The sequence below is a fragment of the Stenotrophomonas sp. Marseille-Q4652 genome, assembly GCF_916618915.1.
In the GTDB taxonomy this organism is placed as follows: Bacteria; Pseudomonadota; Gammaproteobacteria; order Xanthomonadales; family Xanthomonadaceae; genus Stenotrophomonas.
On the sequence record NZ_CAKAKE010000001.1, the window covers coordinates 1,207,762 to 1,229,571 of the forward strand.

General features: G+C 65.9%; 24 protein-coding genes and 5 pseudogenes. 6 read left to right on the forward strand and 23 right to left on the reverse strand.

The window, feature by feature from the left end; translation table 11 throughout:
• Positions 1 to 6: 6 nt before the first annotated feature.
• Entirely contained in the window at positions 7 to 1,482 is a 1,476-nt protein-coding gene (locus LG380_RS05520; protein WP_225766461.1) for a transposase, read from the reverse strand.
• A 109-nt stretch (positions 1,483 to 1,591) separates the two neighbouring features.
• On the opposite strand from LG380_RS05520, the gene LG380_RS05525 reads away from it, so the two are divergent.
• Complete coding sequence (locus LG380_RS05525) at positions 1,592 to 1,786, forward strand: hypothetical protein (protein WP_019186234.1); 195 nt, start codon at positions 1,592 to 1,594, stop codon at positions 1,784 to 1,786.
• A gap of 57 nt (positions 1,787 to 1,843) precedes the next feature.
• Here LG380_RS05525 and LG380_RS05530 read toward each other — a convergent pair.
• Positions 1,844 to 1,984: pseudogene (locus LG380_RS05530) on the reverse strand (ATPase); the annotation flags it as partial.
• Position 1,985: 1 nt separating this feature from the next.
• Between LG380_RS05530 and LG380_RS05535 the strand changes: the two are divergent.
• Complete coding sequence (locus LG380_RS05535; RefSeq protein ID WP_225763964.1) at positions 1,986 to 2,555, forward strand: YoaK family protein; 570 nt, start codon at positions 1,986 to 1,988, stop codon at positions 2,553 to 2,555.
• A gap of 81 nt (positions 2,556 to 2,636) precedes the next feature.
• On the opposite strand, the gene LG380_RS05540 is transcribed toward LG380_RS05535, so the two are convergent.
• From LG380_RS05540 to LG380_RS05550, 3 genes are all read right to left on the reverse strand, one after another.
• A complete protein-coding gene (locus LG380_RS05540) occupies positions 2,637 to 5,705 on the reverse strand; it encodes an efflux RND transporter permease subunit (protein WP_053506937.1) in 3,069 nt (1,022 codons plus the stop codon).
• Positions 5,706 to 6,800: an efflux RND transporter periplasmic adaptor subunit gene (locus LG380_RS05545; RefSeq protein ID WP_053506936.1), complete on the reverse strand. Its 1,095-nt coding sequence runs from the start codon at positions 6,798 to 6,800 to the stop codon at positions 5,706 to 5,708.
• Positions 6,801 to 7,098: 298 nt separating this feature from the next.
• Positions 7,099 to 7,203, reverse strand: coding sequence for an alpha/beta hydrolase-fold protein (locus tag LG380_RS05550; protein WP_225763965.1), 105 nt, complete (start codon positions 7,201 to 7,203; stop codon positions 7,099 to 7,101).
• A 10-nt stretch (positions 7,204 to 7,213) separates the two neighbouring features.
• Here LG380_RS05550 and LG380_RS05555 point away from each other — a divergent pair.
• A pseudogene (locus LG380_RS05555) lies at positions 7,214 to 7,378 on the forward strand (VOC family protein); the annotation flags it as partial.
• Between the two features lie 57 nt (positions 7,379 to 7,435).
• Here LG380_RS05555 and LG380_RS05560 read toward each other — a convergent pair.
• From LG380_RS05560 to LG380_RS05580, 6 genes and pseudogenes are all read right to left on the reverse strand, one after another.
• Positions 7,436 to 7,999 carry a hypothetical protein gene (locus tag LG380_RS05560; RefSeq protein WP_225763966.1) on the reverse strand — a complete coding sequence of 188 codons (564 nt, stop codon included), beginning with the start codon at positions 7,997 to 7,999 and terminating at the stop codon, positions 7,436 to 7,438.
• 313 nt (positions 8,000 to 8,312) lie between these two features.
• Positions 8,313 to 8,915 (reverse strand): annotated as a pseudogene (locus tag LG380_RS05565) (transposase); the annotation flags it as partial.
• A gap of 246 nt (positions 8,916 to 9,161) precedes the next feature.
• On the reverse strand, positions 9,162 to 9,506 hold the full coding sequence (locus tag LG380_RS15920) for a hypothetical protein (protein WP_343237797.1): 345 nt from the start codon (positions 9,504 to 9,506) through the stop codon (positions 9,162 to 9,164).
• Positions 9,489 to 9,929: pseudogene (locus LG380_RS15925) on the reverse strand (mechanosensitive ion channel domain-containing protein); the annotation flags it as partial. The pseudogene LG380_RS15925 and the gene LG380_RS15920, both read right to left, overlap by 18 nt.
• Positions 9,930 to 10,086: 157 nt before the next feature.
• Positions 10,087 to 10,506 (reverse strand): OmpA family protein, encoded by a 420-nt coding sequence (locus LG380_RS15835; RefSeq protein ID WP_080376624.1) that lies wholly within the window; start codon positions 10,504 to 10,506, stop codon positions 10,087 to 10,089.
• Between the two features lie 101 nt (positions 10,507 to 10,607).
• Entirely contained in the window at positions 10,608 to 10,988 is a 381-nt protein-coding gene (locus LG380_RS05580; protein ID WP_263973776.1) for a hypothetical protein, read from the reverse strand.
• Positions 10,989 to 11,065: 77 nt separating this feature from the next.
• Here LG380_RS05580 and LG380_RS05585 point away from each other — a divergent pair, with 77 nt between their 5' ends.
• Positions 11,066 to 11,488: a hypothetical protein gene (locus tag LG380_RS05585; RefSeq protein WP_053506971.1), complete on the forward strand. Its 423-nt coding sequence runs from the start codon at positions 11,066 to 11,068 to the stop codon at positions 11,486 to 11,488.
• A 55-nt stretch (positions 11,489 to 11,543) separates the two neighbouring features.
• Here the strand turns inward: LG380_RS05585 and LG380_RS05590 are convergent, their stop codons facing one another.
• A complete protein-coding gene (locus tag LG380_RS05590; RefSeq protein ID WP_154583201.1) occupies positions 11,544 to 11,945 on the reverse strand; it encodes a hypothetical protein in 402 nt (133 codons plus the stop codon).
• 50 nt (positions 11,946 to 11,995) lie between these two features.
• Here LG380_RS05590 and LG380_RS05595 point away from each other — a divergent pair, with 50 nt between their 5' ends.
• The gene (locus LG380_RS05595; protein WP_053506972.1) at positions 11,996 to 12,610 is read left to right on the forward strand and encodes a glutathione S-transferase N-terminal domain-containing protein; all 615 of its coding nucleotides are present in this window, start codon (positions 11,996 to 11,998) and stop codon (positions 12,608 to 12,610) included.
• A 102-nt stretch (positions 12,611 to 12,712) separates the two neighbouring features.
• On the opposite strand, the gene LG380_RS05600 is transcribed toward LG380_RS05595, so the two are convergent.
• The 3 genes and pseudogenes from LG380_RS05600 to LG380_RS05610 form a co-directional block, all read right to left on the reverse strand.
• A complete protein-coding gene (locus tag LG380_RS05600; RefSeq protein WP_225763968.1) occupies positions 12,713 to 13,204 on the reverse strand; it encodes a potassium channel family protein in 492 nt (163 codons plus the stop codon).
• A 19-nt stretch (positions 13,205 to 13,223) separates the two neighbouring features.
• Positions 13,224 to 13,467, reverse strand: a pseudogene (locus LG380_RS05605) (citrate/2-methylcitrate synthase); the annotation flags it as partial.
• A 260-nt stretch (positions 13,468 to 13,727) separates the two neighbouring features.
• Positions 13,728 to 14,156: a hypothetical protein gene (locus LG380_RS05610; RefSeq protein ID WP_225763969.1), complete on the reverse strand. Its 429-nt coding sequence runs from the start codon at positions 14,154 to 14,156 to the stop codon at positions 13,728 to 13,730.
• Positions 14,157 to 14,168: 12 nt separating this feature from the next.
• Here LG380_RS05610 and LG380_RS05615 point away from each other — a divergent pair, with 12 nt between their 5' ends.
• A complete protein-coding gene (locus LG380_RS05615) occupies positions 14,169 to 14,525 on the forward strand; it encodes a hypothetical protein (RefSeq protein ID WP_225763970.1) in 357 nt (118 codons plus the stop codon).
• 575 nt (positions 14,526 to 15,100) lie between these two features.
• Here LG380_RS05615 and LG380_RS05620 read toward each other — a convergent pair.
• The 8 genes from LG380_RS05620 to mbhE all read right to left on the reverse strand — a co-directional run bounded on the left by LG380_RS05620 (position 15,101) and on the right by mbhE (position 21,810).
• Positions 15,101 to 15,493 (reverse strand): hypothetical protein, encoded by a 393-nt coding sequence (locus tag LG380_RS05620; protein ID WP_047290294.1) that lies wholly within the window; start codon positions 15,491 to 15,493, stop codon positions 15,101 to 15,103.
• Positions 15,494 to 16,165: 672 nt separating this feature from the next.
• The gene (locus LG380_RS05625; RefSeq protein ID WP_047290293.1) at positions 16,166 to 16,507 is read right to left on the reverse strand and encodes a monovalent cation/H(+) antiporter subunit G; all 342 of its coding nucleotides are present in this window, start codon (positions 16,505 to 16,507) and stop codon (positions 16,166 to 16,168) included.
• Positions 16,504 to 16,815, reverse strand: coding sequence for a monovalent cation/H+ antiporter complex subunit F (locus LG380_RS05630; RefSeq protein ID WP_047290292.1), 312 nt, complete (start codon positions 16,813 to 16,815; stop codon positions 16,504 to 16,506). Before LG380_RS05630 ends, LG380_RS05625 begins: the two co-directional genes overlap by 4 nt.
• A complete protein-coding gene (locus LG380_RS05635; protein WP_047290291.1) occupies positions 16,812 to 17,159 on the reverse strand; it encodes a Na+/H+ antiporter subunit E in 348 nt (115 codons plus the stop codon). Before LG380_RS05635 ends, LG380_RS05630 begins: the two co-directional genes overlap by 4 nt.
• A gap of 34 nt (positions 17,160 to 17,193) precedes the next feature.
• Positions 17,194 to 18,657: a proton-conducting transporter membrane subunit gene (locus LG380_RS05640; protein WP_047290290.1), complete on the reverse strand. Its 1,464-nt coding sequence runs from the start codon at positions 18,655 to 18,657 to the stop codon at positions 17,194 to 17,196.
• A complete protein-coding gene (locus tag LG380_RS05645; RefSeq protein WP_047290289.1) occupies positions 18,654 to 19,082 on the reverse strand; it encodes an NADH-quinone oxidoreductase subunit K in 429 nt (142 codons plus the stop codon). Before LG380_RS05645 ends, LG380_RS05640 begins: the two co-directional genes overlap by 4 nt.
• Positions 19,079 to 19,522: an MnhB domain-containing protein gene (locus LG380_RS05650; RefSeq protein ID WP_225763971.1), complete on the reverse strand. Its 444-nt coding sequence runs from the start codon at positions 19,520 to 19,522 to the stop codon at positions 19,079 to 19,081. Before LG380_RS05650 ends, LG380_RS05645 begins: the two co-directional genes overlap by 4 nt.
• Complete coding sequence (gene mbhE, locus LG380_RS05655) at positions 19,519 to 21,810, reverse strand: hydrogen gas-evolving membrane-bound hydrogenase subunit E (RefSeq protein ID WP_263973777.1); 2,292 nt, start codon at positions 21,808 to 21,810, stop codon at positions 19,519 to 19,521. The genes LG380_RS05650 and mbhE overlap by 4 nt, the downstream gene beginning before the upstream one ends.

Sequence of the window (21,810 nt, forward strand, 5' to 3'; positions counted from 1 at the left end):
GCCTCATCACGCGGCGGGCGGCGGGGCGCGCGCTGCGGGCCGGTAGTGCGCTTGCTCCAGCGCGCCGTGTTTCTCGAAGTGGGCGAGGATGGCGCGAATGGCCTTGGGGTCTTCGATGCTGGCGACGATCCGCACCGCGCCGCCGCAGTGGGCGCAGGTGGTGACGTCGATGGAAAAGACCCGCTTGAGCCGTTGCGCCCAGCTCATCGCACGGCGCTTCTGCTCGGGGCTGCGCGGCTCGTCGTGGGCGCTGACGTCCACTGGCACCGCATCGCCCGCAGGCCGCTTGCCGCGCCCCGAGGGCGTCAGCTGCGCGCGCAGGTTTGCATTCGGGGCAAACACACCGTGGAAACGGGTCAGGTGGGCGCGAGGTGGCGGGACCAGTGCGGCCAGTTTCGCGATGAAGTCGACCGCATCCCATTCGACATGGGTGGTGCCATTGCGCCATGGCGTCTTGAGCTGGTAACGCACCCTGCCCTGTGGCGAGATCGATAGCCGCTGCTCGCTGATCGCCGGGCGCGTGATGTAGCGGCACAGCTTTTCGAGCTTGTGGCTTTCGTGTGCTTCCGCGGCCACGCCGGCATGCAGCGAGAAGCCGCCGACCTTGCCGGCGTCGCCCTCCAGCGAGCCTGCGTCACCGGGCAATGTTTGCAGCGTGACGACCTTGCGGCCAGCGTCGCGACCGGTGGCGATGCGGTAGGTCATCGAACTCATCCGCAGCCCATCCATGCCGTCGTCGCTACCCGCGCTGTCGGACAGGAACACGGATTCGTCTTCGCCTTCGAGCCAGCCGCGGCGCGACAGGTGCCGGCACACGCGATGCGCGATGGTGTTGGCGAGCTGCGTCAGTTGCGCAGAGGTGGGGGCGCGGCGCAGGCGCGGTTTGCGCCGCGGGGGCTCGACGTTCGCGTCGTACACGCCGTCGAGCCACAGCATGTGGAAGTGAACATTCAGGTTCAGCGCGCTGCCGAAGCGCTGGATCAGGGTCACCGCACCGCATTGCGCCGTATCCCGCGGCACGCCGGCCTGATCGGCAAGCCAACCGGCGATCACACGATGCACGATGCCCAGCACCGGGCTGATGGCCTCCGGCTTGCTGGCGAACAGGAAGCGCAACGGGTAGGGGAAACTCAGCACCCATTGCCGCACCGGCCGCGGGCCGAACACCTCGTCCACCAGATGCCGCGCCGACTCGGCCATGCGCCGTGCGCCGCAGCTCGGGCACAGCCCGCGCTTCTTGCAGGAATACGCCACCAGCCTCTCGGCACGACAGTGCTCGCAGACCACGCGCAGGAAGCCGTGCTCGAGCACGCCGCAACGCAGGTAGGCATCGAACGCCTCGCGGACATATCCGGGCAGCGAGCGGCCCTCCGCTTCGATCCGTACAATGAAGTCCGGGTAGTGCGCCTCTACCAACGCGTACAGCAGCGTGCGCTCGGGCGCGTGGCGCGCGTACCGCGAACCGGTGTGGGCGGACGGCAGTGGCGCGCATCCCGCGGCTTGCCGCCGGGATGTGGCGAGGCGCGGCACGCAGCGCTCCGGTGCGGGGACGGCTGCTCAGTGTTGCGCCTGTGTTCGCACGTTCGTATCGGTGCGTTCTGATCTTCGCGTCAGACATTGCCGCGGCGACTCCCGCCTCGACCGCCTCGACACCCAGGTGCAGGGCGCGGCCCAGAGCGCCGAATCCGCCAATCAGGGCGCCCAGCGCGCCAACCAGCGCCTCGACCAGATCGAAGGCCGCGTGCAGCAGCTGGAATCGTCGCCGCGCCGCGTGCCGCGCGGGTGAGCACGCACTCCGCTTGACCGACCGGCGCGGGGATCCGTCGCCTGCGCGGCGCGGATGAACGTTGAACACCCGGGCGAAGGCATCCCGCTTCAAATGCGCCAGCCGCCCGGTGCGGTACGCCTGATCAGGCTTCATCAGGCCCGAACCCGACGGCGTTCCGCTGCGCTGCGGATCGCATTCGACCAAGGCCACGAAGCCCGTGCTCGGCGGCCTGGGCGGGGTGCTGTCCTTTATCCTCGGCGCCATCGCCTCGACCCTGCTGGTCAACTATTCGCGGCGTCGTCGCCTGCACAGCGAGAACGCCCTGCCGCTGCTCTGCGAGGCCGCATTGCTGCTGTGCTTCGGTTTGCTCGGCGCCACCCTGGCGAGCATCGAAGGCCTGTTCGTGCCGCTGACGGTGATGCTGCTGTGTTTCATCATGGGCCTGCAGAACGCCCTGATCACCAAGCTGTCGCGGGCGGAGATTCGCACCACCCATATCACCGGCATCGTCACCGATATCGGCATCGAGCTGGGCAAGCTGCTGTACTGGAACCGCCACGGCGAACAGTTCGGCCGGGTCCAGGTCGACCGCCAGCGTCTGCAGGTGCTGAGCCTGCTGGCCCTGTATTTCTTTATGGGCGGGATTGCCGGGGCCTTTGGCTTTAACCGCCTGGGCTATGTGTCCACGCTACCGCTGGCCTTGCTGCTGATCAGCCTGGCCCTGGTGCCGATGCTGGATGACCTGCGCTCGGGCTGGCGGCGTTTTAGGCGCGCCCGTCAGATGTAGCAGGGAATAACAGCGGGTGGACAAGCTGTGCGTTGCCCACCCTACGCCACGTCACGCCAGCATAGGGTGGACAACCGCCCCTCAGACTTCTGCCTTGGTCTGCGCCTTGATCCCGTAGAACACGCAATAGAGCACCGGCAGCACCACCAGGGTGAGCAGGGTGGCGAAGCCCAGGCCGAACATGATCACCACCGCCATGCTCTGGAAGAAGGCGTCGGTCAACAGCGGGCTCATGCCCAGGATGGTGGTCAGGGCGGCCATGGATACCGGGCGTACGCGGCTGATGGAGGCCTCTTCCACGGCCTGCAGGGCGTCCTTGCCGCTGGCCAGCTGCAGCTGGATTTCATCCACCAGGACGATGCCGTTCTTCACCAGCATGCCGCTCAGGCTGAGCAGGCCGAGCAGGGCCATAAAGCCGAAGGGAATGCCGGTCAGCAGAAAGCCCAGGGTCACGCCGATCATCGCCAGGGGCACGGTGAGCCAGATCACGGTGGCGCGCTTGAACGAGTCGAACAGCAGGATGGTGATCATAAACATCACCAGATAACCCAGGGGCAGGCTGCCGAATACCGCGCCCTTGGCATTGCGCGAGCTTTCGTATTCACCGCCCCACTCCAGGCTGTAGCCCTCGGGCAGGGGGATGGCCTCGACCTCGGGCTTGATGCGCTGGAACAGCTGGGCCGCGGTTTCCCCGCTGAGCAGGGCCGGATCGGCCTGCACGGTGAGGGTGCGCTTGCGGTCCAGGCGCATGATCAACGGGTCTTCCCATTCGGTGGCAAAGCCCTGCAGCACCTGCTCGATGGGCAGATAGCTGCCCCGGGCGTTGCTCCAGATCTGCAGATCACTGAGGCTGTCGGCATTCAGCCGCTCGTTGTCCGGGGTGCGCGCGACAATCGGCAGCAGGCGGGTGCCGTCGCGGTACAGGCCCACGTTCATGCCGGAGAAGCTCATGCGCAACAGGTCATCCAGTGCACTCTTGTCCACCCCCAGTTCACGGGCGCGGGCCTCGGCAAATTGTGGACGAACCAGCTTGGTGCGCTCGTGCCAGTCGTGCATCACCGCCGTGGCCACCGGGTCCTGGCGGATACGGCGGATGGCCTCGCCACCCAGGCGGCGTAGCACTTCGGGGTCGGGGCCGCTGAAGCGCGCCTCGATCTTGCTGTCGTTGCCAGGGCCAAGCATCAGCTGCTTGAACTTGGGTTTGACCTGCGGGTACTGCTCGGCAACATGCAGTTCCAGCTGGTTGATCAGCGGCTCGATGCGCTCCAGGTTGTCGGTGCGCACCAGCAGCTGGGCATAGTTGGGGTACTGCTTCTGCGGCGAGTAGGTGAGGATAAAGCGCAGGGCGCCCTGGCCGATGCTGCTGCTGACCGTGGTCACCCCTTCCTGCTGCAGTACATGCTGATCCAGCTCGGCCACCAGTTGCTCGGTGTAGCGGATATCGGTGCCCTGGGGCAGCCACAGGTCGATAAAGAACATCGGCGTGTTGGATGGCGGGAAGAAGCTCTGACGCACCTTGCCGAAACCGCCGATGGCCACCACCAGCAGCACCGCCAGCAGCCCGAGGGTCAGGCCACGGCGCTTGAGGGCAAAGTCCAGCAGGGCACGGTAGGCGGTGAAGATCACCCCGCCGTAGGGATCGCCCTGATCCTGGCTGGTCAGGGTCTGGTTATCGCGGAAGAACAGGCTGGCGAAGAAGGGCGTCAGGGTGATGGCGGTGACCCAGCTGAGCAGCAGGGAGATCAGCAGCACCTGGAACAGCGACAGGCAGAACTCGCCGGTGGAGTCGTCGGACAGGCCGATGGGGGCAAAGGCGATGATGGCGATCAGGGTGGCGCCGAGCAGCGGCAGGTTGGTCTGCTTGACGATGGCCCGCGCCGATTCCAGAGTGCTCTGGCCACGCTGGCGGCCGACCAGGATGCCTTCGACAATTACAATGGCGTTGTCCACCAGCATGCCCAGGGCGATCACCAGGGCGCCAAGGGAGATGCGCTGCAGTTCGATGCCCAGCAGGCGCATAAAGATAAAGCTGCCGAGCACCGTCAGGGCCAGGATCAGGCCGATCAGCAGGCCGCTGCGCAGGCCCATGAAGACCAGCAGCACGACGATGACAATGACCACCGAGGCGATGAAGTTGATCACGAAGTCACGCACCGAGCTTTCCACTTCGGCGGCCTGATCGTAGAACACCTGCAGCTGCATACCGGCGGGGCGCTGGTTGTCCAGCTCGGCCAGACGTGCATTGATCGCCGCGCCCACGTCCACCACGTTGACCTTGGGTGCGAAGGACACGCCCAGGGTCAGGGCCGGCTGGCCGTTCATGCGGTAGAGGTTGCCCGGGGTTTCGCTGAAGCCACGGCTGACCTGGGCGATATCGCCCAAGGTGATCTGCTGCGGGCTACCCGGATCACTGATGACCAGGCGTTCAAGTTCGCGTACGTCCTGCAGTTCTCCCGTGGGGTGCAGGCGGATCGATTCGCTGCCGGCGAGGATACGCCCGGCGTTGGACACCACGTTCTGCTGGCTGAGCACCTGAGCCAGACGCTGCGGGGCGATGCCCAGGCTGCTCATCTTGCTGCGCGAGATTTCCACCTGCACCTGTTCCTGGCGCACGCCGGCCAGGCTGACCTTGCCCACCCCCGGCAGCAGCACCAGCTCACGGCGCAGGTAGTCGGCGAAATCGCGCAGTTCCTGGGCGCTGTAGCCCTCGCCGGTGAGCAGCAGGAAGAAGCCGAATACATCGCTGAAATCATCCCGCACCTGCGGCGGGTTGACCCCCGGTGGCAGGTTGGGCTGCAAGTCGTTGATCTTGCGCCGCAGTTCATCCCAGATTTGCGGGATCTGCTCGGCCTTGTATTGGCTGTGCAGTTCCAGGCTGATCTGCGACAGCCCGGCACTGGAGATGGAGGTGACCTTCTTGATCGAGGGCAGCTGCTGGATGGCGTTCTCCAGCGGGTAGCTGACCTCTTCTTCCACCTGCTGCGGCGAGGCGCCGGGGTAGCTGGTGATGACCATGGCGTTCTTCAGGGTGAAGGACGGGTCTTCCAGGCGGCCGATTCCGAGAAAGGCCAGCAGCCCGCCGATGCCCAGCACCAGAGTGACCAGCCAGCTGGTGACGCGACGCTGGATAAAGTAGCCGGCGATATCCATTTACAGCCCCCGCTCGCGTACCCAGGGCCTTACCGCCTGGCCTTCCTCCAGCTCGGCGCCACCCACGGCAACGATCTGCTCGCCGGGTTCGATGCCGCTGAGTACTTCGATGCTGTTGCGGCTCAGCTGGCCCACCTCGACCTGGCGGGCCGTCAGGCGTAGCACGCCGTCCTGCTCGCGAGCCACCCACACCTGCTTGACCTCGGGGCCGCTGTCGTCCGGACTGAACACCGCCTCCACCGGCACCAGCAGGCGGCTACCCAGGTCACGGCTGACCTGGGCCAAGTCAACCTTGACCGTGGCACTCATCCCCGGTAGCAGGTTGAGACCCTCGGGACGCGGCATGGACAGGGTCACCTGATAGGTCAGGGTCTTGGGATCAGGCTGGGTGCTGTGCTCCTTATAGACCGCCTCGAACTCGCGGCCGGGCAGGCTGTCGAGAATCACGCTGGGGTGATAGTCGCGGTTCTCTTCACGGCTGCGCAGGTTGGTCAGCAGGTTTTCCGGCATCTGAAACAGCACATCCAGCTGATTGCCGCTCTGCAGGGTGACGATGGGCTGCTTGGCCTGTACCACCTGGAAGTTGTCCACATGGGTATTGGCCACCACCGCGTCGAAGGGCGCCAGAATCCGCGTGTACTCCAGCTCCTGGCGGGCCAGGCTGAGGGCCGCGCTGGCCGAGTCCAGGTTGGCCTTGCGCTGGTCATGCTCGGCGCGGGAGATCATCTGCCGCTCCAGCAGCTTGGCGATGCGCTGGAACTGCACGTTGGCCAGGTCATAGCTGGCCTGGCGATCACGCAGGCGCAGGCGCTGGTCGGCGTCATCCAGGCTGGCAATCAGCTGACCGCGTTTCACCGGCTGTCCCTGCAGCACGTTGAGGGTCTTCAGCTGGCCGCCGATACGGAACGACAGCTCGGCCTCCTCGGTGGCCTTCAGGCGCGCGGGGAATTCGCGCAGGCGCGCCCCGGCCGGATCTTCCACGGTAAACAGCTTGACCAGGCGCGGCGCCTGTTCCTGGGGGGCGGGAGCCTGGTCGCAGGCACTCAGCAGCAGGCCGGCGGGCAGGCACAGAAAAAGCAGGGGACGAAGGTTCAAGGTGGCTATCCCTAATCTGGCGAGATCAATAAAAAGGCAGCCGGGTATAGGAAGTTCAACCGCCCTTTTTTGCGAGTCTGGCGGGTAGGAAGCGGCCGCGCAAGCGCCGCTTTGGGCACAGATCGGGCACAGATCGGGGGTTCATGCGTGGGTTTTCGACATCGCGGGGCCGCGCAGCGGCTCAGTGCGTAGCCATTTCTCACCGAATCCCGGCACAGGGCCGAGCGCAGCCCTGCGGGGTCGTGGCCGCATCGGATCGGACTCTGGCTTGGCTGCCGGCTGTGTGGCCGGCACCTCGTCACGCGGCCGGCGGCGGCGCGCGCGCTGCGGGCCGGTAGTGCGCTTGCTCCAGCGCGCCGTGCCCGCCCATCGAATGCCCGCTGATCGCGCGCGCGTCGGTCACCGGGAAAGCCGCAGCGCTTGCCCATGGCGGCCGCGACAACGGCGCGCCGGGCGCGCGGCCCTACCACCCCGGCTACTACGCCGCCTTCGTGCTCGACCCCGACGGCAACAATATCGAGGCGGTTTATCATGGCGAGGCAAGACGCAGCGCGCCGTCGGTGGAGATTGCGTTTTAGCGGGCTCGGACGGCCTGCCCTTCATCCGCCTGCCGGCAGCTTGCTCGGTCCCTGGCCCTAGTTCTGGTCGGCGGGCGGCGCCGGCGGCACGATATCCTTCGGCGCGGCGGTGAGGCGGGTGCGGATGTCTTCCGCCCAGTGTCGGGCGTCCTCGTCCCGGAAAAAGCCTCCGAGATGCACGGTCACGCCATCGGGCATTTTCAGCGTGATGATCGCCGCATCGTTTGCGGGATGGTCGGCCTTCAGCTCGACCTTGGCGATCCGCACGGCCGCCAGCGGATAACGCGTCACGCGCGTGCGAAGGGGCGATTGCCGCCTAAGGATCGCCTCGGCCGAGCGGCTGTCCAGCCGCAACTCGATGCCGGCGCCGAGCAGCGCATAGCCGAGCAGAAGCCCCGAAAGGCCGAGGGGCAGGATCACGAGGCCGACGGTGGCCAGCACCGCGCCCGCGACCGGCGGGTCTGCCCAATCGACGGATTGCGCGCTGTCCAGGTAGAAGAGGATGAACGGGATGCACAGCAGCACCCAGGGCAGCAGGAAGATGCGCAGCCAGAGCGGAAACCTCCGCTCATAGCTTATGCCATCGTTATCGCGGGTGATGGTTTCTTCGCTCTTCCGCATCGACTTCGGTTCGCCATGACCTCCGGATCCGCGGGGTCAACGTTTCATCCACACGACATCCCTTTCCCGGAGTATAGGAAGTTCAAACGCTCTATTCGGGCAGTCTGTCGGGTAGCCGGCGGTCGCGCAAGCGCCGGTTCGGACACGGACTGGACGTTCGCAACGGGAACTTCGGCATAACGCGGACGCGCTGCCTCGCAATCCACGGCCGTTCGAACCGAATCCCGGCACAGGGCCGAGCGCAGCCCTGCGGGGTCGTGGCCGCATCGGATCGGACTCTGGCTTGGCTTCCGGCTGTGTGGCCGGCGCCTCATCACGCGGCGGGCGGCGGGGCGCGCGCTGCGGGCCGGTAGTGCGCTTGCTCCAGCGCGCCGTGTTTCTCGAAGTGGGCGAGGATGGCGCGAATGGCCTTGGGGTCTTCGATGCTGGCGACGATCCGCACCGCGCCGCCGCAGTGGGCGCAGGTGGTGACGTCGATGGAAAAGACCCGCTTGAGCCGTTGCGCCCAGCTCATCGCACGGCGCTTCTGCTCGGGGCTGCGCGGCTCGTCGTGGGCGCTTGCGTCAACCGGCGCCGCATCGCCCGCAGGCCGCCTGCCGCGCCCCGAGGGCGTCAGCTGCGCGCGCAGGTTTGCATTCGGGGCGAATACGCCGTGGAAGCGGGTGAGATGCGCGCGAGGTGGCGGGACCAGTGCCGCCAGCTTGGCGATGAAGTCCACCGCATCCCATTCGACATGCGTGGTCCCATTTCGCCACGGCGTCGTGAGCTGATACCGCACCCTACCCTGCGGTGAGATCGACAGCCGCTGCTCGCTGATCGCCGGGCGCGTGATGTAGCGGCACAGCTTTTCGAGCTTGTGGCTTTCGTGTGCTTCCGCGGCCACGCCGGCATGCAGCGAGAAGCCGCCGACCTTGCCGGCATCGCCCTCCAGCGAACCGTCGTCACCGGGCAGCGTTTGCAGCGTGAGCGAGGGATACCAAGACCAGCAGGGCGAGAAATGACTGGGTTTCGATTGTTTTGTACATAGACGCATCCAAGTGTCGCGAAGCGATCGCGGTAGAGGAGCGCTATCTTAACGTGAGCCCGATTTTTTTTACAGGCGCCGAAAATAAGTCTAAAGAACCTTGCCCGCTGCGCGCACGCAGCGGGCAAGGCTGCGACTTTATTCCTTTGGCAGCTTTTGTACGTGGACATCCATTTGCGGAAATGGAATTTCAATGCCGGTTTCATCAAAACGCTTTTTGATGGCCTCCATCAGGGCAAAGCGCACCGGCCAGAAGTCGGCTGTTCGCACCCATGGGCGCACGACAAAGTTGATGGAGGAGTCGGCGAAAGTCATGATGCCGACGGTGACATCTTTATCTTTCAAGACGCGCTCGTCCTCACGAGTGACGGCCAGTAGTTCACGTTTTACCACTTCAATATCGGAGCCGTAACTAACACCAATTTCCAGGTCGATACGTCTTTCTGCCTGCAGCGAATAATTGACAATGTTGCCATCGAGAATACCGCCATTCGGGACGGTTATGGTTTTGTTGTCCGGGGTGACAAAGGTCGAGGAAAAAATAGAAATTTATTTCACCACACCCGCTGTTCCCGCTGCTTCTATATAGTCTCCGGCGCGAAATGGACGAAACAGAATCAGCAGTACGCCTGCAGCAAAATTTGCTAATGAGCCTTGTAAAGCGAGGCCGATAGCAAGGCCGGCAGCACCAATGACCGCAATAAATGATGCCGTCTGCACACCCAGTTGTCCGAGCGCTGCTACGGCCACCACAATCAATAAGCCGTAGTAGGAAATTTGGCGGAAGAAGCTGGATACCGCGCCATCGACACCTCGATATTCGAGGCCTTTGCTGATCACTCGGGAAATGGTTTGTGCGAGCCATTTGCCGATAAAAAAGACGGCAAGGGCCAATAGGATTTTCATGCCGTACAAGGCGGTGAGTTCGGGAATTTGGTCAATAATGGCTTGGAAATTCTCTTGCACGGGTTACCTCTCCGTTTGGTGGGGAATTGTCGTCTTCACCAGAAAACCCGGTGAAGACAGCCGATCGCGGAACTGGAGTCCGCGATCGGCAGCGGGATCAACGCTTGATGGTTTCCACGTTGGCGCTGACTTTGGCAGTTACGCGACGGTTGCGTGCGCGGTTTTCGGCGGTGTCATTGCTGACGATGGGGCTGGATTCACCGTAACCGACAGAGCTCACCCGTGAGCGGTCGATACCAAAACGCTCAACCAACACACCTGCCACCGCTGCGGCACGTTTTTCGGACAACTGTTGGTTATAGGCTTCGGAACCACGATCATCCGTATGGCCTTCGAGTACAACTTTAGTCAGTGGATATTCGCGCATAAATTGGGCGTATAGGAAGTTCAAACGCCCTTTTCGGGCAGTCTGCTGGGTAGGCGGTGGTCGCGCAAGCCCCGTTTTGGGCACGGATCGGACGTCTGTGAGTGGGATTTCGGCATCGCGGGGCCACGCAGCGGCGTTGTCAGCAGCCATGCTTCGCTGATTCCCGACAGCGGGCCGAGCGCCGCCCTGCGGATCGTGGCCGCATCGGCTCGGATTCCGGTTTCGCCGTCGGCTGTGCAGCCGGCAGATCGTCACGCGGCTTGCACTGGCGGTGCGCGCGCTGCGGGCCTGTAGTGCGCTTCTTCCCGCGCGCCCTGCTTCACGAAGTGGCCAAGGATGGCGCGGATGGCGGCAGGTTCCTCGATGCTGGCGACGATCCGCACGGTGCCACCGCAGTGGACGCAGGCGGTGACGTCGATGGAAAAGACCCGCTTGAGCCGTTGCGCCCAGCTCATCGCACGGCGCTTCTGCACGGGGCTGCGCGGCTCGTCGTGGGCGCTGACGTCCACTGGCGCCGCATCACCCGCAGGCCGCTTGCCGCGCCCCGAGGGCGTCAGCTGCGCACGCAGGTTTGCATTCGGGGCGAATACGCCGTGGAAGCGGGTGAGATGCGCGCGAGGTGGCGGGACCAATGCCGCCAGCTTGGCGATACCAGTGCCGCCAGTACTGGGTCCAGAAGATCGGCTCTCGTTTCGGAGCCCACCCAACCGTGCGTCGCTACAACAGCAGTCGAGTTTTTGAGACCTTCCCCTTTCCGGAGGGGCTGACGCTGGATATTCCAGCTAACAAAGCCAAGTCAAACCCCCATGCCGAGACGATCGCCATAGCTGCCAGGGCGCTGGTCGAAGCCCGCGACAGGTGGCTGAACCCGCCGGAATGGGTCGAATGGGTTACGACCAAGGAAGGGAAAGCGTCCAGCTTCCCGGCACGCCCTGTGGCAAAGCCTGGACATGAGGCGGACCTGGCTGGACGTACCATTGCCGCGCTTTGCAACGAAAAGCCTGCCTGGCTTGTCGCTTTGCAGGAGGATCTGGACCGCGCCGTGGCGAAAGCCTACGGCTGGGATTGGCCAATGGAACGCGCCGAGGTGCTCAAGCGATTGTTGGAACTCAACTTGGCCAGAAGCGAATGAAACGCTTACTTGTGAGAGGGCCGCAGAAGCGGCCCTACGCACGAAATTGCAGCAACTATTCCTTCCTTAGCCACACTTCCCCAGGCTGTTCTTCAAGTCGGATCTCAAAAAACTCCAACTCATCATTGGTCAGGCCAATGTTATTGATCCGGTCATAAGCCATTTCCCACGCTTCGTCTCGTGTCGCTGCTTCAACCGTGAAGTATCCCCGTACGAGGGCCGTACCTATGGCTTGGACGTTCCATGTGGGGAATTTACTTTCGTGTTGCTTCCCCAGCAGTTTCCTTGACGCATTCTTTGCACGACCTTTCTTTACGAGCTTCTCTTCTCCTCGAAGAAGACTGGCCAGTTCACCTTCTTCATCACACCTTCTTCCGGGTGGATCGATTGCCGCCGCGTCGCCGCTGAGCAGCAGCTTGCGGCGCAACGGCGCGTTGCGGCAGGACTCACGCAGCATCGCGCTGCCGGAGGCATGATGACGCCCCCTGTCCCGACTGCGAGATCGTGATGAAGCTGTATTCCAAGCCCGGCGCCTGTTCAACGGCGGACCATATCGTCCTGGAATGGGCCGGCCAACCGTATGCAACCGAGATCGTGGATGCCCAGCGGCTGAAGTCGCCGGAATTCCTGGCGCTGAATCCGGCCGGTTCGGTGCCGGTGCTGGTGGATGGCGATTTCGTGCTGACCCAGAACGCCGCCATCCTGGGTTACATCGCCGATTCGACGCCCGAGTCCGGCCTGGTCGGCGACGGCAGTCCGCGCCAGCGTGCCGAGGCGATGCGCTGGATCGCGTTCGTCAATTCCGATCTGCATCCCGCCTTCAAGCCGCTGTTCGGGCCGGGCATGTTCATGCACGGCAGCGAGCACTACGACACGGTGAAACAGGTCGCGCGCGCACGCGTGCGCAAGCTGTTCGAGTCCGCGGATGCCCGCCTGGGCGTGACCGGCAACTGGCTGGCGGGCTTCCGCAGCGGTGCCGATGCGTACCTGTTCGTCACCCTGCTGTGGGCCGACAGGGTCGGCGTGGACCTGTCCGGTCTGTCGCATCTGGATGCATTCAGGCAGCGCATGCTGGCCGATGCGGCCGTGCAGAAGGTCCTGGAAGCCGAGGGGTTGGCCTGATCGGAAGCCGAGCCTGCATCGAGGCTGCCGGTTGGTGGCACTGCGGGCTTCCATCGCATCCGCATCCAACATGAGTGCGATGTCGATGCGGACAGGAAGCGGTCAGTCGTGCTGGTCCGGCCGCGTCCAGTGCTGGTGCATTTCCAGATAGGTGAACGAGGCCGACCAGGTGATCAGCAGCAACCCGGTCACCGCTTCCATGCCGCTGACCAGGCGGATCGCACCGACCGGCGACAGGTCGCCCAAGCCCAGCGTGGTGTAGATGGTGGCCGAGAAATAGATCGCATCGAACAGGGTGCGGATGCCGTGTTCGCCGTGCACGAATCCCATGTCCGGCTGGTGCTCCAGCCAGTAGTAGGCGATGCCGTAGCACCAGATTTCCAGCACGTGCAGCAGCAGCAGGGCGAAGATCAGGCCGATGAAGCCGCGCCGGTGGCGATGTCGTTCGCGGGCATGGTGGGTGCGCGGGCCGTAGCGGCGCGCCAACCATCGCAGTCCTTCGTAGTGCAGCAGCACCACCACGGCGGTCACCGCGGCGGTGACCAGGGTCACCTTGACGTGCTCGTCCAGCGTGCCGGGCGGAATCAGCGGCATCATCGTTTCGGCATCCGCGTCAGCGGCGCTCCAGCGGCACGTACGCGCGGTCTTCCGGTCCGGTGTAGTTCGCGCTGGGGCGGATGATCTTGCCGTCCTCGCGCTGCTCGATCACGTGCGCGGCACAGCCGGTGGTGCGGGCGATCACGAACAGCGGCGTGAACATCGGCGTGGGCACGCCCATCATGTGGTAGCTGGAGGCGCTGTACCAGTCCAGGTTGGGGGAACATCTTCTTGGTGTCCATCATCAGGTTCTCGATGCGGGTAGGGTATAGGAAGTTCAACCGCCCTTTTTGGCGAGTCTGGCGGGTAGGAAGCGGCCGCGCAAGCGCCGCTTTGGGCACAGATCGGGCACAGATCGGGGGTTCATGCGTGGGTTTTCGACATCGCGGGGCCACGCAGCGGCTCAGTGCGTAGCCATTTCTCACCGAATCCCGGCACAGGGCCGAGCGCAGCCCTGCGGGGTCGTGGCCGCATCGGATCGGACTCTGGCTTGGCTGCCGGCTGTGTGGCCGGCACCTCGTCACGCGGCCGGCGGCGGGGCGCGCGCTGCGGGCCGGTAGTGCGCTTGCTCCAGCGCGCGGTGTTTCTCGAAGTGGGCGAGGATGGCGCGAATGGCGGTGGGTTCCTCGATGCTGGCGACGATTCGTACCGCGCCGCCGCAGCGGGCGCAGGTGGTGATGTCGATGGAAAAGACCCGCTTGAGCCGTTGCGCCCAGCTCATCGCACGGCGCTTCTGCTCGGGGCTGCGCGGCTCGTCGTGGGCGCTGACGTTGACCACTTCCGGGCCCAGGCGCAGGAGCAAAGGGCACGCGAGCAACGTCAGCACGAACAGGCCCTTCAGGCGTTGCAGGTCGAACTCCGCCAGGCCGCGGACCAGGTCACCGCCAAGAACGCGGAGCTGCTGAGACTCAATCGTGATAACGGCCGCCTGCTTGAACAGACCACGCACCAGCAGAAGGCGTTGACGGAGGCCGAACGCGAGGTCCGCAAAGCTCGTGAAGAACTGGAATCCTTGCGACCGCTTCCGGCACAAGTGACATCCCTCGAACAGCGAACGGCAAAGGCGATCACAGACGCAGAGGTGCTGCAGTCCCACCTGGACCAGGCGAGATCGCAACTTGAGCAAACGCGCCGAGAGCTACGCGATTCCGAACTCGAACGCGAGCGAACCCAGGCTCGGTTTGAAGGCATGCAGGCCGCGTGGGCTCAGCGTGATGCGACATTGACGCCGGCGACGGAGCCCGTCGAGCGCACCGGCAAGCGTCGCGTGCGTCCGCCTGCAGCCGAAGAGGCGACCCAAGACCTTCCTCTGAAGTAATGGGCGCCAGCGGCGCGGCGAAGGAACACAACGTCTCACTGATCTGCGGTGGCGAAATTGCTGCAGCGACAATCGGTTACCGAAGATTGTCGGACTTTTCCCGAATTAACGGCCAACCCTCGGTAACGGTGTTCATGTGAAATCTCCTGTCCCACAAGGGGACCTTGTTCAAACAATGGAAGACATAGTGAAAAGGTTGGGAAGTCAGTCGTTGCTGTGCATGGGCGCTCTCCTTGGGTGTTGGGCTCCGCAGGGGCCGCGAAGCCCTTCGCGGCCATGGGCAGCAGCTGGGGCCGGCGCGGGTGCGCCGTCAAGGGAGGAAGCGAAGGCGCTGGCGCGGCCCGCAGGCGCAGCCGAGGACACGGGCGCCGCAGCGGCCCTTGACGGGGGGAGCGCCCGCAAAGGCCAGGCAAGCCGGTGAAACCGGCGCGCAGGGGGTGCGAATCGCGCAGCACTGCCGGAGAGAAAGGGGTCGGCCCATTGGGTTGAGGGTCAACCCCAACAGCGCAGCACAGCATCAGAAAAGCGCCGCTCCCGCGATGTACGGGGCGGCGCCACAAGGCCTCAACGCAGCGTCAATCTGTCGCAGGCACCATCGCCTGCAGTTGTTCGATCACGCCAAGCTCGACAAAGACACACGGCTGCTCGGCCGCGACCGGAACGTTGAACACCCGGGCGAAGGCATCCCGCTTCAAATGCGCCAGCCGCCCGGTGCGGTACGCCTGATCAGGCTTCATCAGGCCCGAACCCGACGGCGTTCCGCTGCGCTGCGGATCGCATTCGACCAAGGCCACGAAGCCCTCCGAAAACAGGCGCTGGTGCTTGGGACACAGCCCCCAGCCCGTCGTCGTGTGGTGCTTCATGCTCGCGCGCAGGCGCCGGTCGAGCAAGATGTTGCCGGTATCAAAAGCAGTGCCGCACACCAGACAAAGCTGCTGCTCCAGCGAAACGTGTGATTTGTCGTCCATGACCAACTCCGGTGATCGGGCGGGATTGCCCGAGACCGGAAACGGCACGCCGCAGCGCAGCGGTCACAGGTTCGAAGACGGCCGAACGGCCGCCAGCGACCACAGGACGCGCAGACCTTGACAGCGAGAACGGTGTGCAAGGATGAAGGGATCAGCAAGCCAGCCCCACCACACAAGCAGGCACGAAACAGGCAAGCGCAGCGCGCAGGCCGGGGGCCCACCGACGGCCGGAGTGCGTCAGAGATCGGAGCCGAATGGCTGCGACCCGCAGGGGCGCGGGGCGCAGCCCGCAGAGCCCGACGGAGGTACGCCGAGACGCGAACGCCAATCTCTCGCACCAAACAACATCAAGTTCTGCGAGAACCACCGATGTCAAAGAACAAGCTACAAACGAAAGCAATGAATACACCTCGACCCAGCGGGCCAAAGCACAGTACGTACAGGTGGCGCCAGCCATGCGCTCGACCAAGGTTTCCCTCGTAGCCGCCTGCACCAGACCCCATATTGCCGGGGACTTCTATACCGACAACCAGTTCGTCAGTCTCGTCACCGAAACCCCCGCGACTTCGGTGTATGCATGCTCGTTGTTCAGAATAACTGGCAGCTTGATTTGAACGGCAGCAATTCAACGCTCTTGGCTGAGTTCAATCAGGCGCTGACGGAACACCTGTTTCAGTCAGGCGTTCCGTCCCAGTCCGTGTTGGAGACGAACTCCGCCGCGTCGACCGCTTGAGCCAGACCCCCTTCGCGCACTGCAGCCCGTGCCAGCAGGTGAGAAGCCACCGGCAAGGTCGCCAGCAGAAAACCCAGGATCAGCAGCAGCCGCCAGGTCCAGGCCGTGTCCTGGGCCACGAGCAAGGCGCCCACGCACACGAGCGTCAGCGCCAACGTGCCCGCCTTCGTCGCCGCGTGCTGGCGGGCCAGTGCATCGGGCAACACGATCACGCCCCAGGCTGCGATCACCAGCAACACCGCGCCAGCAGCAAGCAGCAGCCCGCCCAGGGTCGTCATCATCGCCGCTCCTCCTGCGTATCGGACGGCGCCGACCGCTCGATCAAGCGTGCCCACCCCACCGTCCCCACGAAGCCGACCAGCGCAAGGCCGATGGCCACGTCGAGGAACACGGTGCGGCGGGTGGCCAGCGAGGCCGCAACGCACAGCGCCACGGCGGCCGCCAGGAAGATGTCGAGGGCCACCACGCGATCCGCATGCCGAGGCCCGCGCACGATGCGCACGGTGGCGATCAGGGTCGCGCACAGCGCCAGCAAGGTGAGCACGGCTGTGGCCCAGCCCACCGAGGCCGCGTTCAGCAGCCCGTTCATGCCGACTCTCCAAACCAGGCCAGCAGCGGCGGCTCGAAGTCGCGCCGGATGGCGTCGACCTCAGCCGCCGCGTTGTTCGCGTCGAGCATGTGCAGCACCATCTCCCGGCGCACCAGGTCGATGTCGATCACCGTCGTCCCCGGCGTCAGCGAGATCATGCAGACCAGCAGCGCAGCGCCCTGTGGACTCATCGGCGCGAAGCCGATGCGCACGAAGGTCGCCGCAGGCGCCGTGCCGATAGCCAGGCCGCGCCGAACGATCGCGGCAACCGTTTGCACGCCCGAGGCGAGCATCGCCCAGCCAAAGCGCAGTGGCAAAAGGACGGCGGCGGTGAGCTTGTTCATGCGGCACGGCAATTCATGTGGCGGCTCCTGCGGTTCATTTCCGGCCCAGCGTCGCGGCCGCGGCCTGCGCGAACTCGATCAGTGTCTGGGGTGCAAATCCGATCGCAAGCGTCACGGCCGCCAGGCTGACCGTCGCCGCCCAGGCCGGTGCGAGCGCCACGCGCCGCGCTGGCCATACACCTTCCGCATCGGCCAAGGGATGGGGCTTCCAGAAGGCCTCGGTCCAGATCTTCATCATCGAGTAGAGCGTCAGCACGCTCACCAGCAGGGCCAGCGCGGCCCACGTGTAGCGCCCCTGTGCAAAGGCCTCCTGCAGCACCAGCAGCTTGGCCCAGAAGCCCGACAGCGGCGGAATGCCTACCAGCGACAAGGCCATCACCGCGAACAGCAGCGCCAGCATCGGCCGTGCGGCGGCCAGACCACCGATGCGCCGCAGGTCGTAGCTGCCGGCCACGCTGGCCACCATGCCGGCGGTCAGGTACAGACTGGCCTTCACCAGGCTGTGGTGCAGCGTGTAGAACAGCGCCGCGGCATGGCCGGCCGGGCCGCCCAGTGCCACCGCCAGCAGCACGTAACCGATCTGGCTGACGCTGTGGAAGGCCAGGATGCGCCGCATGTCCCAGTGGTGCGCCGCGCCCAGCACACCAGCCACCATGGTGGCCACCGCCACCCAGCCCAGCACCTCGTACAGCGCCGCACCTTCGGGCATGAACACGTCGCCCAGCATGCGCAGCACGGCGTAGGCCGCCACCTTGCCCAGCAGCGCGGCGAACAGGGCCAGCACCGGCGCGGGCAGCGTGGGGTAGGACGCCGGCAGCCAGGCATACAGCGGAAAAGCCCCGGCCTTCAGCAGCAGCCCCACCGTCAGCGCCGCCAGCAACGTGTGCAGCAGGGCCGGGTCGAGCTGGCGCGCCGCCAGTGCCAGCCCGCCGTAGTTGAGCTGCCCTGTGGCGGCATAGAGCAGCCCGATGGCGGCCAGCAGCAGGAGCGTGCCGAACAGGTTCAGGCCCAGGTACTTGAAGGCGGCATCGAGCTGGTCGCGCCGGCCGCCCAGCGCGATCAGGCCCAGGGCGCAGATCAGCATCACCTCGAACCAGACATAGAGGTTGAACAGGTCGGCGGTGCTGAAGGCACCGGCCACGCCGGCCAGCGTGCCGTGCAGCAGCGGCAGCAGCAGCCGGTGGCGCGGACCGGGGTCGGCGTCGCTGCCCAGGAAGATCAGCGTGACCAGGCCCATCAGCGCCGTCAACAGCAGCAAGGCGGTGGACAGGCCGTCGAAGCGGAACTGAATGCCGTAGGGCGCGGGCCAATCGCCGAAGCTGACGCCGACCGGGCCGCTGGCGCTGACCTGCGCCAGCAGCGTCACCGCCGCCCCCAGGAAGCCCAGGACGCCGACGAAGCTGATGGCCTGCTGCGTGCGGGACCGGCCCGAGAACAGCGCCGTCAGGCCCGCGGTGGCCAGCGGCACGAGCACGGGTGCGGTGGCGACGATGCTCACGTGTCGGCCCTCTGCGGCCGCGCATCGTCGTCGGCATGGACGGCATCGAAGGCCAGCGGCGGCTTCACGGGGTCCGCCGGCTCGGGCTCCACCAGCCGCAGCGCCAGCGCATCGTCGGTGCCGACGCGCCGCACCAACTGCATGACCAGCACGAGCGCAAAGCACATCAGCGCGAACCCGATCACGATGGCGGTCAGCACCAGCGCCTGCGGCAGCGGGTTGGCCGCCTCCTGCAGCACCCGGCCGCCCGCCTCGATCACCGCCGGCTGCGCCGACCCCAGGCGGCCCGCGGCCAGCAGCAGCAGGTTCACCGCGCTGCCCAGCAGCGCCAGGCCCACCACGCAGCGCAGCACGTCGCGCGACAGCGCCAGGTACAGCCCTGCGGTCAACGTGATCCAGAGCGCGAAGGCGACGGCCCAGATCATTGCGCGCCCTCCTCCGCCTCGTCGCTGTCGAGCAGTGCGATGGCATAACCCCCCAGCGCACCCCACACGCACAGGTAGACGCCGAGATCAAACACCAGCACCGTGGACACCGGCAGCGTCGTGAAGCCCAGCGGCACACCGGCCCACAGGTGCGTAAGGTAGGCCTTGCCCATCAGCCAGGCCGGCAGGCCCGACAGCGCGCCGACCAGCACGCCCAGCGCCGCAAGCCGCACCGGCGAGCGCAGCGGCAGGCGCTGCGTGGCGGCATCGGGTCCGTGCGCGACGGCCCACAGCACGCTGGCGGTCACCGCCAGCAGGCCGCCGATGAAGCCGCCGCCGGGCTCGTTGTGGCCGCGCAGCAGGACCACCAGCGACGCGGCCAGGATCACCACGTACAGGGGCATAGCCACTACCTCCAGGATGACCAGCCGGCGGTTCATCGTCCGGCCTCCGTGTCGCGCCGGGTGCGCACAGCACGCAGCAACGGCACCGCCGCCAGCAGCGACAGCATCACGACCGTGATCTCGCCCAGCGTGTCCAGCGCTCGGAAGTCGACCAGGATCACGTTTACCACGTTGCGGCCCTGCGCGGCCGGCACACTGTGCTCGCCGAACCAGCGCGACAGCGTGTCGTCGAAGGGCAGCGCCACGGCGGCCAGCAGCAGCGCGGTCAGCACGGTGGCGAAGGCCAGCGACAGCACGAGCGCCATCGGGCGCCAGACCGGCTCGGGCACGCTCATGGCCTTGCCTTGGCGTTTCAACGCCAACAGCACCGCCGCAACGACGATGACGAACACCGTCTCAACGACCACCTGTGTGAAGGCGACGTCCGGCGCCCCCGCAAAGAGAAACAGCACTGCGCTGCCGTAGCCCACGAGACCGGCACCCAGCAGCAGCACCAGGCGGTCCTTCAGCGTGGCGGCCGCCATGGCGCCGACAGCGATCAGTAGCACGGCACCGGCCACGCCCAATGGCGGCGCAGACCAGGCCGGCCAGGCCAGCGTGGGCGCGGCTGCCACCAGCGGGAGCCCGATGGCCAGCACCGCCGCGGCCGCCGCCACGGCCATGTAACCTGGCGAGCGTCCGTGCTGCAACGCCCGCGTACTGAACGCAGCGAGACGCGGAATCCAGTCCAGGGAACGTTCGTAGAGCCTGGCAAGGCCGAAGGTGGCTAGCCGCGGGGCAACCGCATCCACCATGCGGTGCAGCACGTCCCACAGCAGATAGACGATCGCACCCAGCGCCAGCGTGGTGGCAAAGGTCAGCGACTCTGCCAGCAGTGCCCGCGCCAGCGGCGCCAGCACAGGGTCGTCGCCGGCGGTCATGGCCACCCCCGCAGCTTCTACCATCGGCTGGGCCCAAGCCGGGAACAGCCCCAGCGCGACGCCGAAGGCGGCCAGCACCATGGGCGGCAGCACCAGCGCGGGACCGGCCTCATGCACGCCGGTGAGCGCGGGCTCGGGCGCGCTGTGCCAGAACACGCGCACGGCGGCGACACCGGCCACGGCCACCGCGATGGCCGAGAACACCGTGTTGGCCAGCGGCGCGAAAGCCAGCACGTTGTCGGCCGCCTTGGCGTCGCCGATCAGGTCCTTCACCACGAAGCCGAACGACAAGGGGATGCCGGCCATCGACATGCCGGCCAGCGCCGCCGCCGCCGCGGTCCACGGCATGGCGTGGCGCAGGTTGCCCAGTCGGTCGATGATGCGGGTGCCGGTGCCATGATCGACATTGCCAGCGACGAAGAACAGCGGCGCCTTGTACAGCGCATGCGCCAGCAGCAGCGCGCCCACAGCCACCGCAGCACCTTCGCCTGGCATGCCCACCAGCGCCACCAAGGTGCCCAGCGTGGCCACCGTCGACCAGGCCAGGATGCGCTTGAGGTCGCGCTCGCGCAGCGCCAGCACCATGCCCCAGGCGGCGGTGATCGAACCCGCGCCCTGCAGCAGCACCTGCCACAGCAGCCAGTCGTCGAGGCCGGCGTCCAGCCGCGCCAGCAGGTACACACCCAGCTTCACCATCGTGGCCGAATGCAGGTAGGCCGACACCGGTGTTGGCGCGGCCATCGCGTTGGGAAGCCAGAAGTGGAACGGGAACTGCGCGCTCTTGGTGAAGGCGCCCACGATCACCAACAGGACACCCGCCGTCAGCAGCGGGGTGGGCGCGGTGGCCGGCAGGCGTTCGACGATCACGCTGATGGTGCTGGTGCCCATCACCTGCCCGATCAGGATCAAGCCCGCCAGCAGCGCCAGGCCGCCGGTGCCTGTCACCAGCAGCGCCTGCTGCGCCGCCTTGCGGCTGACCGCGCGTTCATGGTGGAAGCCGACGAGCAGGAAGGACAGCACGCTGGTGGCTTCCCAGAACAGGAAGAGCGTGAACAGATTGTCAGCAGTGACGCAGCCGATCATCGCCACCATGAACAGCGTGAGCTGCACGAACAGCCGCCGTTGCCCCGGGTGGCTTGCGAAGTAGCCGCCGGCGTAGACGAATACCGCGCTGCCCACAGCCGTGATCATCAGCAGCATCAGCACCGCCAGGCCGTCGATGCGCCAGGCCAGCGAGATGCCCAGCGCCGGTATCCACTCGAGCGCACCACCCGTCGGCAGCTGCAGCCACAACAACATGCCCACCACGACGCCCAGCGCGGCCAGAGGCAGCGCCGTGAAGGCGGCACGAGAGGCCAGCCCCATGCCGCCATCGGCCGCCGAGCTCAGAAGCGGCGTGCCCAC

Bases quoted from the DNA above. Each gene is read 5' to 3' on its own strand.
- LG380_RS05650 (WP_225763971.1), bottom strand. From the start codon at position 19,522: ATGAACCGCCGGCTGGTCATCCTGGAGGTAGTGGCTATGCCCCTGTAC.
- LG380_RS05595 (WP_053506972.1), top strand. From the start codon at position 11,996: ATGAAGCTGTATTCCAAGCCCGGCGCCTGTTCAACGGCGGACCATATC.
- LG380_RS15835 (WP_080376624.1), bottom strand. From the start codon at position 10,506: ATGGCTGCTGACAACGCCGCTGCGTGGCCCCGCGATGCCGAAATCCCA.
- LG380_RS05630 (WP_047290292.1), bottom strand. From the start codon at position 16,815: ATGAACGGGCTGCTGAACGCGGCCTCGGTGGGCTGGGCCACAGCCGTG.
- LG380_RS05635 (WP_047290291.1), bottom strand. From the start codon at position 17,159: ATGAACAAGCTCACCGCCGCCGTCCTTTTGCCACTGCGCTTTGGCTGG.
- LG380_RS05590 (WP_154583201.1), bottom strand. From the start codon at position 11,945: ATGCTGCGTGAGTCCTGCCGCAACGCGCCGTTGCGCCGCAAGCTGCTG.
- LG380_RS05645 (WP_047290289.1), bottom strand. From the start codon at position 19,082: ATGATCTGGGCCGTCGCCTTCGCGCTCTGGATCACGTTGACCGCAGGG.
- LG380_RS05600 (WP_225763968.1), bottom strand. From the start codon at position 13,204: ATGCCGCTGATTCCGCCCGGCACGCTGGACGAGCACGTCAAGGTGACC.
- LG380_RS05625 (WP_047290293.1), bottom strand. From the start codon at position 16,507: ATGATGACGACCCTGGGCGGGCTGCTGCTTGCTGCTGGCGCGGTGTTG.
- LG380_RS05560 (WP_225763966.1), bottom strand. From the start codon at position 7,999: ATGCGGAAGAGCGAAGAAACCATCACCCGCGATAACGATGGCATAAGC.
- LG380_RS05540 (WP_053506937.1), bottom strand. From the start codon at position 5,705: ATGGATATCGCCGGCTACTTTATCCAGCGTCGCGTCACCAGCTGGCTG.
- LG380_RS05620 (WP_047290294.1), bottom strand. From the start codon at position 15,493: ATGGACGACAAATCACACGTTTCGCTGGAGCAGCAGCTTTGTCTGGTG.